The sequence below is a fragment of the Hwangdonia lutea genome (assembly GCF_032814565.1).
In the GTDB taxonomy this organism is placed as follows: Bacteria; Bacteroidota; Bacteroidia; order Flavobacteriales; family Flavobacteriaceae; genus Hwangdonia; species Hwangdonia lutea.
Map to the genome: position 1 here is coordinate 207,061 of NZ_CP136521.1, position 12,312 is coordinate 219,372.

General features: G+C 36.0%; 13 protein-coding genes. 10 read left to right on the forward strand and 3 right to left on the reverse strand.

Annotation, left to right across the window (positions count from 1 at the left end):
- The first annotated feature begins 38 nt into the window (after nt 1–38).
- The 5 genes from RNZ46_RS00950 (at nt 39) to RNZ46_RS00970 (ending at nt 3,492) form a co-directional block, all read left to right on the forward strand.
- Entirely contained in the window at nt 39–410 is a 372-nt protein-coding gene (locus tag RNZ46_RS00950; protein WP_316983519.1) for a hypothetical protein, read from the forward strand.
- Between the two features lie 166 nt (nt 411–576).
- A complete protein-coding gene (locus tag RNZ46_RS00955; RefSeq protein WP_434063027.1) occupies nt 577–1,095 on the forward strand; it encodes an RNA polymerase sigma factor in 519 nt (172 codons plus the stop codon).
- 10 nt (nt 1,096–1,105) lie between these two features.
- Complete coding sequence (locus RNZ46_RS00960) at nt 1,106–1,672, forward strand: hypothetical protein (RefSeq protein ID WP_316983521.1); 567 nt, start codon at nt 1,106–1,108, stop codon at nt 1,670–1,672.
- Nucleotides 1,650–2,738 carry a DUF4097 family beta strand repeat-containing protein gene (locus RNZ46_RS00965; RefSeq protein ID WP_316983522.1) on the forward strand — a complete coding sequence of 363 codons (1,089 nt, stop codon included), beginning with the start codon at nt 1,650–1,652 and terminating at the stop codon, nt 2,736–2,738. The genes RNZ46_RS00960 and RNZ46_RS00965 overlap by 23 nt, the downstream gene beginning before the upstream one ends.
- 25 nt (nt 2,739–2,763) lie before the next feature.
- Nucleotides 2,764–3,492, forward strand: a complete 729-nt coding sequence (locus tag RNZ46_RS00970) for a head GIN domain-containing protein (RefSeq protein ID WP_316983523.1) — start codon at nt 2,764–2,766, stop codon at nt 3,490–3,492.
- A gap of 178 nt (nt 3,493–3,670) precedes the next feature.
- Here the strand turns inward: RNZ46_RS00970 and RNZ46_RS00975 are convergent, their stop codons facing one another.
- Complete coding sequence (locus RNZ46_RS00975) at nt 3,671–4,234, reverse strand: thioredoxin family protein (protein ID WP_316984946.1); 564 nt, start codon at nt 4,232–4,234, stop codon at nt 3,671–3,673.
- A gap of 149 nt (nt 4,235–4,383) precedes the next feature.
- On the opposite strand from RNZ46_RS00975, the gene RNZ46_RS00980 reads away from it, so the two are divergent.
- The 3 genes from RNZ46_RS00980 to RNZ46_RS00990 are packed head-to-tail and all read left to right on the forward strand — an operon-like array spanning nt 4,384 to nt 6,659.
- Entirely contained in the window at nt 4,384–4,719 is a 336-nt protein-coding gene (locus tag RNZ46_RS00980) for a tRNA-binding protein (protein ID WP_316983524.1), read from the forward strand.
- 3 nt (nt 4,720–4,722) lie between these two features.
- Nucleotides 4,723–5,631, forward strand: coding sequence for a bile acid:sodium symporter family protein (locus RNZ46_RS00985; protein WP_316983525.1), 909 nt, complete (start codon nt 4,723–4,725; stop codon nt 5,629–5,631).
- Nucleotides 5,632–5,675: 44 nt separating this feature from the next.
- The gene (locus RNZ46_RS00990; RefSeq protein WP_316983526.1) at nt 5,676–6,659 is read left to right on the forward strand and encodes a lysophospholipid acyltransferase family protein; all 984 of its coding nucleotides are present in this window, start codon (nt 5,676–5,678) and stop codon (nt 6,657–6,659) included.
- Here RNZ46_RS00990 and RNZ46_RS00995 read toward each other — a convergent pair.
- Nucleotides 6,654–9,161, reverse strand: coding sequence for a M14 family metallopeptidase (locus RNZ46_RS00995; RefSeq protein WP_316983527.1), 2,508 nt, complete (start codon nt 9,159–9,161; stop codon nt 6,654–6,656). The genes RNZ46_RS00990 and RNZ46_RS00995 overlap by 6 nt on opposite strands.
- Nucleotides 9,162–9,322: 161 nt before the next feature.
- Here RNZ46_RS00995 and RNZ46_RS01000 point away from each other — a divergent pair, with 161 nt between their 5' ends.
- Together RNZ46_RS01000 and RNZ46_RS01005 are read left to right on the forward strand one after the other, a co-directional pair.
- Entirely contained in the window at nt 9,323–10,729 is a 1,407-nt protein-coding gene (locus tag RNZ46_RS01000) for a vWA domain-containing protein (RefSeq protein WP_316983528.1), read from the forward strand.
- A 2-nt stretch (nt 10,730–10,731) separates the two neighbouring features.
- The gene (locus tag RNZ46_RS01005; protein ID WP_316983529.1) at nt 10,732–11,715 is read left to right on the forward strand and encodes a hypothetical protein; all 984 of its coding nucleotides are present in this window, start codon (nt 10,732–10,734) and stop codon (nt 11,713–11,715) included.
- Nucleotides 11,716–11,727: 12 nt separating this feature from the next.
- Here the strand turns inward: RNZ46_RS01005 and RNZ46_RS01010 are convergent, their stop codons facing one another.
- The gene (locus tag RNZ46_RS01010; RefSeq protein WP_316983530.1) at nt 11,728–12,282 is read right to left on the reverse strand and encodes a hypothetical protein; all 555 of its coding nucleotides are present in this window, start codon (nt 12,280–12,282) and stop codon (nt 11,728–11,730) included.
- Nucleotides 12,283–12,312: the final 30 nt, after the last annotated feature.

A 12,312-nucleotide genomic window follows, 5' to 3' on the forward strand; every position in this document is an offset into this window, starting at 1 on the left:
TTGAGCTTTTTTTTGTGAAAAATGTCTATATTAGTTATATGAAAACAACCTTAACCTTTTCAATAGCTACCATAGATGTTTACGATAATTATGTTGTATCTATAATAAAAGAGGGGGTTACAGTAACCATGGAATCCAATAAAATCTTGGAAGATATCGCTGAAACCTATTTTCCAAACAAAAAATTTGTTTACATAACGCATCGCATAAATTCGTACTCGGTAGATCCCGTTAATTACACCCGCACTTCTAAAATAGAAAACTTAGCAGGCTTCGCAGTCGTTTCAAAAAACAACGTGGCACTGAGCAATGCCGAAATTGAAAAAACTTTCTTAAAAAAACCATTCGCAGTTTTTGATAATTTAGATGACGCCAAAGATTGGGCACAATCTATTGTTACACCCGAATAACCTTGTTTTGCAACCCCATCCCAAAAATTAAATCTACGCTTTGTTTATGATTTGTTTTTTTTTGTTCAAACTGTAACAAAACAAATCCTTCTTAATCTATACTATAACAATTTGTTTTTTTTTGACGCCAACTAATTTAAATACAGAACAACTTGTAAAGCTTTGTATGGCCAAAAACCAATCTGCGCAATTGGAAATTTATAACCGCTATTACAAAGCCATGTACAACACAGCACTGCGAATTGTAAAAAACAATTTTGAGGCAGAAGATATTATGCAAGACTCTTTTTTGTTGGCGTTTACAAAATTGGAAAGCCTTAAAGATGTAAAAATATTTGGAGCGTGGTTAAAACGAATTGTTATAAACAATAGCATTTATCATTATAAAAAAAACTGTAAAAACAACGAGGTTCCCTTAGATGATGTTTTGTATAAAGTTGAAGACAACAACCAAGGTATCGAGAGCAATTATGAGTTTACAACCCTAAAAGCGCAACATGTTTTAAACACCATGAAAACCTTAAAGGATAACTATAGAATTGCCTTAACCCTAAACCTGATTGAAGGCTACGATTACGAGGAAATAAGCGAAATTATGAATATCTCGAACGCCAATTGCCGAACAACCATTTCGAGAGCCAAGGCAAGTTTAAGGCAAAAATTGCAAGCTGTAATTCAGAATTAAAACAAAAAAGATGAGCAAAAATACTTTAGATGAGCTTTTTAAAAGACTGGAAAATGACTTTGATGTTGATGCACCTTCAGCAGATCACAAGCAGCGGTTTTTAAATAAATTGAATGAAGATGGCGCGCTACAACTGGTTAAAGTTGATAAACAATGGCGTCGTTTATTAAAACCATTAATTGGTGTAGCCGCCTCTTTGGCTTTATTATTTGCGCTTTTTATTGGATTAAACAAAAACGAGGTGTCTAACGATTTAGCAAGCGTATCGCCTAAAATGGCCGAAACCCAAAGCTTTTTTGCTTCAACCATTGCCGAAGAATTAAGTAAAATTGAAAAAGAATCTTCGCCAGAAACCAAAATTTTAATTGAAGATACCATGCGCAGAATGAAAGCTTTAGAAACAGAATACGAATCGCTTAAAAACGATTTATCTGAAAGTGGCGACGATAACCGGGTTATATATGCCATGATTTCAAATTTTCAGAATAGAATAGCATTATTACAAAACGCCTTACAACAAATCAATACAATCAAACAATTTAAAAACGTAAATCATGAAACGAACATTACAATTTAAAACACTTATTCTGTTATTTATACTGCCGTTTTTTGTTTCGGCGGCAACAGATAAAGGTGGAAAATACACCAAGAAAAAAACCATTAACAAAGAATATTCAGTCGCATCAAATGCTTTGTTGAGCGTTGATAACAGCTATGGTAATATTGATGTTGTTACGTGGAACGAGAATAGAATCGTTTTCGAAATTACCATTACCACTACTGGTAACGACGAAGAAAAGGTTCAAGAAAAACTCAATGATATCACCGTGGATTTCGAAGCAACTTCTAAAAACGTATCGGCAAAAACAAAATTCAATAAAGGCAAATCAAAATCGTGGTGGAATTGGAGTGGCAAAAATAAAGTTAGTATGAAAATTAACTACATTGTTAAAATTCCTATTACTAATAGCGTGGCATTAAATAATGACTACGGGAACATAAATGTTGATAAACTTGAAGGTCATGCAAAACTAAACTGTGATTACGGAAAAATAACGACCAAGGAATTACTTGCCGATAACAATTCCATAAACTTCGATTACAGTAAAGGCTGCTATTTTGAATACATAAAAAGCGGAAAAATTAACGCCGATTATAGTGAGTTTACGGTCTCGAAAACCAATAGTATAAACATAAACGCCGATTATACAAATTCAAAAATAGAAACGGCCGAAGATGTTACCTATAACTGCGATTACGGCAGTATGAAAATAGAAAAAGCGAATAACATAACAGGAAACGGCGATTATTTAACCACGCTAATTGGCGATGTTTATAAAAACGTGTCGCTTAAAGCAGATTACGGCGCTATTAAAATAAACAACATAACGCAGAATGCGGGGAACATAACCATCGATTCGGAGTACACGGGCATTAAAATTGGTTTTGCGCCCAACTACCATTTCAGCTTTGAAATTGATTTAGATTACGCTTCCCTTAAAAGTAGTGATGGTTTGGAGTTTTCAACAAAAAAAGAAAACGGTACAGGAAAATATTACAGGGGACATTACGGAAATGCCAATTCGGGTAACACCATTAACATAGAATCGGACTACGGCAGTGTGACACTATCAAAAAACTAACAATCATTAATCAAAAAACGAACAGATGAAAACATCAATTAAAAATCAAGCCTTAGTGGTTTTTGCAAGCTTACTTTTGGCAACAACGGCTTACGCACAATCAAAATCTATTAAAGGCAATGGTAACATGACTACGGTTACCAGAACTACAGATAGTTACGACGCCATTAAATGTGCAGGATCTATGGATTTTATTTTAGTAAGCGGAACCGAAGGAAATATTACTATTGAAGGTGAAGACAATTTACTTGAATATATTGTTACCGAAGTAACAGACAACGTTTTAAAAGTAAAAGTAAAAAAAGGCAAATACCTAAAATCAAGTAAAAACAAAACCATAAAAATCACGATTCCGTTTAAAGACATTAATAAAGTAACGCTTGCGGGATCAGGAGATTTATGGAATAAAGATGTTATAAGTGCAACCCATTTAGATGTTGCTTTGGCAGGTTCTGGCGATATAGTTTTAGATGTTAAAACCACATCTGTTGAAGGCTCCATAGCGGGTTCGGGCGACCTTACATTAAAAGGCAGCACTAATAATTTAAAAGCCAAAGTTGCGGGCTCTGGCGATTTTCATGGATTCGATTTACAAGCCAACAATACCGAGGTTTCTGTAGCGGGTTCCGGTGATGCCGAAGTGGTAAGTACTGACAATTTAAAAGCAAGAGTAGCAGGTTCTGGCGACATTGTTTACAAAGGAAACCCTAAAAAAGACACCAAGGTTTCCGGTTCTGGCAGTATTACCAATTAACCTTTATTCTATGTTTCCAAAGAACGAAGTAACGGTCTAAAAAGCCTTTTGAATTTAAGTTGTCAGGTTGAGCTTATCGAAAGCGAAATTGATTATTTAATAAGCTAAAATATTTCGACAAGCTTAACCTGAAGTAGAATTAAATTTTTCATACAGCCTCACCTTTTGTAAAATCGCTTTAATCTGATGTTTTCCATTTAATATTACACCCAATACTTGGCTTTTGCAATTGGGTGTTTTCTTTGTTTTCCAATATGCAATCTAAGGCATGTCTTAAATCTTTTCCGGTTACAGGCAGTCCATTCCCAGGGCGCGAATCGTCTATTTGCCCCCTGTAATTCAGTTTTAAATCGGCATCAAAAACATAAATATCTGGTGTACAAGCGGCATCATAAGCTTTTGCTACAGCTTGGGTTTCATCATATAAATAAGGAAATGGATAGCCTTCTTTTTCCGCTTGAATAGTCATTTTTTCTGGAGAATCTTGCGGATAATTAACCACATCGTTACTGGAAATAGCAATAAAAGACACGCCTCTTTCCGCGTAAGCGTTAGCTATAGCAACCAATTCTGCGTTTACATGAATTACAAACGGGCAGTGGTTACAAATAAACATAACCACCGTAGCTTTATCGCCTTTTAAATTTTGAAGTGCTAATTTTTTTCCAGAAACCGTGTCAAGTAAGTTAAAATCTGGAGCCTGTGTTCCCAAAGGAATCATATTTGAAGGTGTACGTGCCATAATTTTCAGTTTATTCAAAGTTCGTCATTTTATACTAAATAACTTTAAAACAGTCTGTAAAGTTTGTTTCCAATTCATTAAAAGAAAATATAATTTAAAATTTCTATGAACCACTTTAAAATTCATTTGGTAAATTGTATTTTTAAAAAATGAATAACACCATAACTTTTGAAGATTTCACGAAAGTAGACTTACGAGTGGGCACCATTATTGAGGTTAACGATTTTCCCGAAGCGCGACAACCCGCTTATCAACTTACCATCGATTTTGGAGATTTGGGCATTAAAAAATCTTCGGCACAAATAACCTCTTTATATTCCAAAGAAGCGTTGTTAAATAAGCAAATTGTGGCTATTGTAAATTTTCCTAAAAAACAGATTGCTAAATTTATGAGCGAATGTTTGGTTTTAGGTGCTGTAAATGGGAAAGATGTTGTTCTTTTAAACCCTGAAAACAGAGTTAAAAACGGGACGCCTGTTTCTTAGTGTATGCAGCAATTAGACAACGTTCAAATTAATTTTGACACCAACGCCCTTTGGGTTTTAAATGTTGCACTCGCCTTGGTTATGTTTGGTGTTGCATTGGGCATTTCGCTAAACGATTTCAAAAATTTAATCAAACAACCCAAGCTCGTTTTATTGGGCATAGTATCGCAATTTGTTGTACTGCCTTTTGTTACCTTTTTATTTATTCTGCTTATAAAACCGCAACCGAGTATTGCTTTAGGCATGATGATGGTAGCGGCTTGCCCAGGTGGAAATGTATCTAATTTTATGACGAGTTTGGCCAAAGGAAACACAGCGTTATCAGTTAGTTTAACAGCTTTTGCTACGTTTTTAGCCATGGTGATGACACCTTTTAATTTTCAACTTTACGGAAATTTATACCAACCCTCAGCGCAAATTTTAAAAACCGTACAATTAGAACCTTTTGAGCTGGTAAAACTTGTTGTTCTTATTCTCGGAATTCCGTTGGTTTTAGGAATGCTGTTAAGGTTTAAAAACAACGTATTAGCCGATAAACTTTCAAAAGTTTTAAAACCGTTGTCCATTGTTATTTTTATCGCCATAGTAATTTTGGCATTCTCTAAAAACCTGGAAATCTTCAACAACTATATCCACCATGTTTTATTTATAGGAATCAGTCATAATATATTAGCCATTTTAGTTGGGTTTTTAGTGGCTCGTCTGTTTAAACTGTCTTTTAAAAACCAAAAAACTTTGGCAATAGAAACAGGAATTCAAAATTCAGGTTTAGGATTATTGCTCATTTTTACGTTTTTTGATGGCATAGGCGGTATGGCTATTTTAGCAGCCTTTTGGGGTATTTGGCATATTGTTTCAGGTTTATTATTAGCTTGGTTTTGGTCTCATAAAAAAAGAAGTTTAGCATATTGAAATTCATTTGGTTATATAGCGTACGATTATATTTAAGTATTGGCATGTTTTTTTATTTCAGAAGAATAAAAATTCACGGTAAAACAAATATCCCCAAAAACAAACCCGTTTTACTACTGAGCAACCATCAAAATGCCTTATTGGATGCTTTATTAATTGCAACTAAAAGCGGTAGATTTTCTTATTTTTTAACACGAGCCGCGGTTTTTAAAAAGTCATTGGTTAGCAAGCTTTTAATGAGTTTGCAAATGCTTCCCGTTTATAGAGTTCGTGATGGATGGAGCAACATTACGAATAATAATGCCATTTTTGAAACCTGTTCCGAACTGTTACACAAAAAAGAAGCTATCGTTATTTTTCCTGAAGGAAGCCATAATTTAAAACGCACCGTAAGGCCTTTAAGCAAAGGCTTTACAAGAATTGTTTTTGATACTTTGGAAAAATATCCGGATACCGATTTACAATTAATTCCTGTGGGTTTAAATTTTGAACATGCCGAAAAATTTCCGGATAGCAGCTCCCTGTTTTTTGGTAAACCTATTTCGGCCAAAGATTTTATTTCGGATAACAGAAACGGGAATGTGGTGACATTAAAAGCTAGAATCCAATCTGAAATAGCGCAGTTAACCACACACATTCCATCGGAAAACTATGATGAAACCGTAGCGACTTTAAACCATTTGCAAGTTGACTATTTAAACCCAAAAGCGGTAAATGCCTGTATTGAAAATCATTTTGAAAACTGCGTAACCCTTCGAAAACCAAAGTTAAAAGGAATCCGATTGTTTTTTAAAGGATTATTAATTTTGAATGTACTTATTCCCTATGTGATTTGGAAGTATGTGGCCGAACCAAAAATAGATGAAACTGAATTTGTATCTACCTTCAGGTTCGCAATCGCTATCACTTTAGTGCCATTTTATCTTTTAATTGTTATGCTATTTTCAACTTTATTATTCGGCATTGAAATAGCACTAATTTATGTTGTTTCAGTTTTAATAATTTCACTTTTGGCCGTAAAATTATAATTCCTTTCTAAAGAAAATAGCATTCAAAAACAATTTATTTGTGCCATACCAAAACGCTCTAAAATTGGTGTTATCGGTAAAGGCCACCACTTTACCCTTTCCTAGTTTTTTTATTTGCACCGGAACTGTTTCTGCTAATACCTCTAGGTTTGGTTTAGAAATGTAACCGCTTAAAAGTGGATTTTTTGTGTATTTTATGGGGTTGTTATAGCTTAAAGAATCAGCTTTTATAAAAACAGTAGTGTTTCTAAACATCGCTATTTTATCATTTTTATATCCAAAATTTATGGGGTGCGATCGGTCTTGTTTTGCTTCAAAAATAGCACCGCCAATCACCTGTGCGCCATTAAAATCGCTCTTTTCTTCAAAGCTCACGTTTTTAGCCAACACATTGGTTTTCTTAAATTCCAATTTTATAAATTCTTCTTTCTTAAGCCATTTTACGGTATTTCTAAAACCAATAAGCGTGCCTCCATTTTCTACCCAAGCCTTAAGTTTTTTGGTGTTCGATGTACTTAAAGACCTCATATTTGAAATAACGATGGTGTTGTAACGACTTAAATCTGCTCGGGCTATGGTTTTGGTATCTAATTTTGTTGTTGTAATATCAAAACGTGTATCGAACAAATGCCAAATTTCGCCCGCATCATAAGAGGTTATGCCATCGCCAACCAACAAAGCGATTTTGGGTTTTTTTAAGGTTTTAAATTTCCGGCTTCCTAAATCTATCCCATCTGTTAAACCCGTTTGTACCGCATCAATTTGCACATAACTTTCTTTAGCCAATGTGGTTAAAAGCGCATATAAATCCTCACTATTTAATTTTTGATTTTGAACGGGAATTAAAAGCGTTCCATAGTCATAATCTTTATTATTCATGCTAAATGGCTTTAACGCAACCTTAGTACGAATACCTTTTTTAAGTAGCTGATTGAGTAGTTTTGGCGCATAATATTCGTGCCATTCCATTAAATAAGCATAATTACTTTGCTTTGAAACCTCACCTCTTTTTTGCTGTAAATCAGCAACTTTCCCACCCAAATTATTTGTTGAAACATTTTCAGCATAATCAACATTAAAAGCCAACGGGAAAGACCAAGCAGAAATATCGTAAAACAAACTATCTTGAAACGTGGTACGTTTTTCAAACATGGCATTAATTAAACGTGTATTCTTCTGGTTTTTAGGGACAATGTAACTGTAGCCTTTTTTGAAACGTTTTCCGTTTGCGGTAAAATCTTGTTTTATTTCGTGGAACTTTATTTTATGACGATTTAATATCTCAGCTAAATGATAGGTCTTTGCAGCATCTTTTTCATCGCCAAAAACAATGGCCTTAGTTGCTTGTTTCGCAGCTTCTTGCCTCGCATTTTTATAAAAATTGTGTTGATACTTTAAAATATCTTCACGCATATTTTTAGCAGCTTTTAAGGTAGATAATGCCGTAGTGAGTTGATTTCTGATGGTAAACGGAAAAGTTAAAATACCGTTTTCGCTTTCTTGCATGTGCCCTCTGGAGCTGGCTTGCTCGAATAAAATTCCAATACCGCCATTTATATCCGGAAATGTAGAACCCTTGCCGTAATAGAAATCATCATAACTTTCTTCGCTGTAATATAACGAGCCTATTTTGTTTAATGCTTCCGCATGAAAATTGCCGATTTGTTTAGTCAGTTCCTGATTCAATTGAGGTGTTAAGGGATGTGTTCTTGAAGGAATACCGGGTTGAAAGAAAAACGTGGTGTTAGTTCCCATTTCGTGGTGGTCGGTTAAAATATTTGGCAACCATTTATGGAAAGATTCAATCCGCGCTCTAGATTCTGGCAATTGCACAGGCAACCAATCGCGATTCATATCAAACCAGTAATGGTTGGTTCTTCCACCGGGCCAAACCTCTCTATATTCCCTATCGTTTGGATCTGGGTTTAAGTTGATGTTTTTATTGATATTTGCCCAATATGCAAAACGCTGTAAGCCATCGGGGTTTAAACTCGGGTCTAACAAAACAACCGTTTTATCTAACAATTCATTTATATAATCACTTTCTGAAGCAGCTAAATGATAGGCCAACAACAAACTCGAATTAGAGCCACTTGGCTCGTTTCCATGAATGGAAAACCCTTGGTAGACTACTATGGGTCTATCGGCGGTATTTGCGGAATCATTATTAGTTGCATCAATATGTTCTTTACGAATGGCATCAATGTTTTGATGGTTTTTAGGCGAAGTGATGGTTAGCAATAAAAGCGGTCTGTTCTCAAAAGTTTTACCTCTATCTTCAATGGTAATTCTATCTGATGCTTCTGCAAGCGCGTACATATATTGCACGAGTTTATCGTGTGTAACGTGCCAATCGCCAACTTGATGACCAATTATGCTTTCTGGTGTTGGGATGTTTTTGTTGTAACTAATGTTTTGTGAAAAGTAATACGATAAGTCGGGATGGTTTTGCGAAACAGCAATAAAAGATGTTAAAAAACAAATTGTAATAAGTTTATTCATTGTCGGTTAGGTTAGGTGATAAATATAAAAAAACCACAACACATAGCGATAAGGTTTATCGTTAATTTTAGAGCGATATGCTACAGAATCAACTATCTGTTTTTTAGGCATATAGCCCAAAATTATTCAAATTTTTACTATTTTTAGTCAAATCATTAATTATGAAGCTATTAATCCCTCTCTTTTGTGCGTTAAGTTTAATCTTTCAAACTTCGGCACAAGAACAAAAAACACCTTCCCCAATCTTATTTATCTACGACGCCAGCGGCTCCATGTGGGGACAACTTGACGGCAAGACCAAAAAGGAAATTGCATCAGAAGTATTGGCAACATCCGTAAGCAACCTTCCGGCGAACCAAAACATTGGCTTAATGGCTTATGGGCATCGCAAAAAAGGCGATTGCAACGACATCGAGTTTTTGGTCGATTTAAAAAACGCCTCCAAAAGCAATATTACGAATGCTGTTAGCAAAATGAATGCTTTGGGCAAAACTCCCTTGGCGCGTTCGGCTTCACTCGCACTCAACTCATTAAAGGATAGCAAAACAAAGGCCACCATCATTTTAATAACCGATGGCATTGAATCTTGCAACGGTAATATTTGCGATGTGGTTTCAAAAGCCAAAACCGATGGCATCGATTTTAAGCTTCATATTGTAGGCTTCGGACTTAAAGAAAACGAAACCGAACAATTGAGGTGCGCCACAGATGCCGGCGGCGGAAACTATTACGATGCCGCTAATGCGATTGCTTTAAGTGAAGGTCTTACCGAAGCCACTTCACTAAGCATCGATAAACCCGAAGGCAACTTTTCCGTTTATGCCACGAAAAACGGCAAGCCCGTTGATGCTTGGATTAAAGCCTCTAAAGCCGGAACAAAAAAAGTGGTTGATGGTTCGCGTATCTATCGCGATTCGGGTTGGGTGTATCTGCCTCCGGGAAAATACGACATTGTTATTAACCCGCTTGAAGGCACCGATATTCCCGGGACTTCCATTACCATTGAAATGAAAGAAGGCGATATTAAACATGAAAACATCAGTTTTGATGGTGGCACCTTAGAGGTAATCACCACAAATAATGGCGAAGGTTGGGATGCTCTTGTAAAAATGAAGGATATGGCCTCCGGGAAAGTAGCCGCCCAAACCCGGACCTATGGCGGAACTAAAACCATGGAAGTACCCGCCGGAAACTATAAAATAACCTTTCAGGCCCTGGCACTAAAAGGCAGCAATACATACTTTGAAGTAGATGATGTTGAAATAAAATCAAACACACCCACACCCATAAACCACGATTTTGAATCGGGCACTGCGGCAATCGGCGTACAAACCAAAAGCGGCGAACTTATTGATGCCTCCGTAAATTTTAAAGACGTAAAAACGGGAAAACGTGTAACCGGCGGCAGAACCTATACCGCTGCGAGCAGCAATCCCCGGTCGTTTTTATTGAACCCAGGGACTTACGAGGTTAAAATTGTTACGCTGGGCATACACAAAGGCAACTCGAGCACCTTAACCATTCAAGTTAAAAAAGGCGAAACCACAACCAAAATAATACGTTATTGATTATGGCACACAACATGATAAAACCATTTAGCTTTTTAATGTATTTTTTAGCACTTATTGCCTTTTTCTTTTTAGGACTGATTTATGCCGGTATCACCGAAGCCGGAAAAGGGCAAATGCTCGCCGGTGGTGCCATTGTATTTGGTTACGGTGTTATTGCCGCTTTTATTGGGCTGTGTATTGCACTTATCCTTGGCTATAGTTTAAAGAGGCATTTTATTATAAAAATCAATGTTTTACTGACTTTAATAATTGCGGCTTCATTTGCCTATTTTACCATTAAATATCAAAAGCGTCAAAAAGAAAAAGAACAACATAAAATTGAGCATCAACAATCAAAAAGACCAACCGCTCCAGCTGAAAATAAAATAGCAAAACCCATAGCGATGCTTGCTAAAAACACTTCAACTTTTAATTCTAAAAGCCCTATGGGATTGGGTATGTTTATACCGAATTTTCACGAGAACAAAACACTCTATTTTTATGGTAATTTAACCCAAGGAAAATCGGTTCAAGAGCATATGCCTGTGGATAGTATCACTTTTAAACAACGCGAATACGGCGGTTTTGATATTGCCACTGCCCCACCGTGGTTAGTACCCGATCATTTAAAATTAGATTACGATATGTTGTATTTTAAGGTACAATCCATATCTCATGATTTTATTGAAGTGACCGTTAACACCACCAACAACCAAACTAGTTTTGTGGACCGCTATGCAGGCAAATTGATGTATTGGCCAGAGTTTCTTTTGGGGATTAACAGCGTAGAGTTTCCCAATCCTGAAAATCATAATATTTATGCAAGACCTTTTGATGCAGCAGGTACTATAAACACGCCTTACAGTTTTATGCGACCATTAAAAGTTACAGATGAATGGATGTATGTGGCGTTGTTAGATGACGATTTTAAGAATAAAGGCCATGGTTGGATCCGATGGAAAAAACAGGGTAAAATGCTCATTACCTATTCATTGTTAAGCTAAAAATTAAGGTGATTACTCTCTTAGCTTACCGCTGAAAACACTCACTTTTGAATTGAATGGATTTCCCGAAGCACGACGAAGCATCACCACTTGCCCGCAATGCCAAAGCGCATCGGCGATGGGGCCGTTAATAAGGTTCCAAAACGGAAATCTGTCGTTATCAAATTTAGAGAGATCATCGGTAGTCCTTAAAATTTCTGAAGCCTCCTTAATATTTAATAGGGTTTGTTTTCGTTTCTGTTGAAAAGTAAATTCCTTTTGGTTTTCATCTCTTTTTTTATCAATTAAGGCATTCAGTAGAAAATTTGATAATCCCAATAAATGGTCGATGGTTTCTGCACTTGTTCGTCCACTTTCACTAGGTTTATAGTTCAAATCTTCTTGTCGTAAGCCTTCGGTTGCCCAAAAATATCGAAACCCTAAACCATCAACCATTCTAGCGGCTACGGTTCCAGCTGTATACGTTTCAGGGTATTCCGGAATTTCGTAATATGGTAATTTTTCTTCAGATTGTGCCATAACAGCAGTTGTTAATATTAAGGCTAATATTAGGGTAAATTTCTTCATTTTATTTTGGGTTTAAAGTCATGACATAAT

What these genes read in the sequence shown, in the direction of transcription:
- RNZ46_RS00950 (WP_316983519.1), top strand. Translation starts at nt 39, where the DNA reads ATGAAAACAACCTTAACCTTTTCAATAGCTACCATAGATGTTTACGAT.
- RNZ46_RS00955 (WP_434063027.1), top strand. Translation starts at nt 577, where the DNA reads ATGGCCAAAAACCAATCTGCGCAATTGGAAATTTATAACCGCTATTAC.
- RNZ46_RS00960 (WP_316983521.1), top strand. Translation starts at nt 1,106, where the DNA reads ATGAGCAAAAATACTTTAGATGAGCTTTTTAAAAGACTGGAAAATGAC.
- RNZ46_RS00965 (WP_316983522.1), top strand. Translation starts at nt 1,650, where the DNA reads ATGAAACGAACATTACAATTTAAAACACTTATTCTGTTATTTATACTG.
- RNZ46_RS00970 (WP_316983523.1), top strand. Translation starts at nt 2,764, where the DNA reads ATGAAAACATCAATTAAAAATCAAGCCTTAGTGGTTTTTGCAAGCTTA.
- RNZ46_RS00975 (WP_316984946.1), bottom strand. Translation starts at nt 4,234, where the DNA reads ATGGCACGTACACCTTCAAATATGATTCCTTTGGGAACACAGGCTCCA.
- RNZ46_RS00980 (WP_316983524.1), top strand. Translation starts at nt 4,384, where the DNA reads ATGAATAACACCATAACTTTTGAAGATTTCACGAAAGTAGACTTACGA.
- RNZ46_RS00985 (WP_316983525.1), top strand. Translation starts at nt 4,723, where the DNA reads ATGCAGCAATTAGACAACGTTCAAATTAATTTTGACACCAACGCCCTT.
- RNZ46_RS00990 (WP_316983526.1), top strand. Translation starts at nt 5,676, where the DNA reads ATGTTTTTTTATTTCAGAAGAATAAAAATTCACGGTAAAACAAATATC.
- RNZ46_RS00995 (WP_316983527.1), bottom strand. Translation starts at nt 9,161, where the DNA reads ATGAATAAACTTATTACAATTTGTTTTTTAACATCTTTTATTGCTGTT.
- RNZ46_RS01000 (WP_316983528.1), top strand. Translation starts at nt 9,323, where the DNA reads ATGAAGCTATTAATCCCTCTCTTTTGTGCGTTAAGTTTAATCTTTCAA.
- RNZ46_RS01005 (WP_316983529.1), top strand. Translation starts at nt 10,732, where the DNA reads ATGGCACACAACATGATAAAACCATTTAGCTTTTTAATGTATTTTTTA.
- RNZ46_RS01010 (WP_316983530.1), bottom strand. Translation starts at nt 12,282, where the DNA reads ATGAAGAAATTTACCCTAATATTAGCCTTAATATTAACAACTGCTGTT.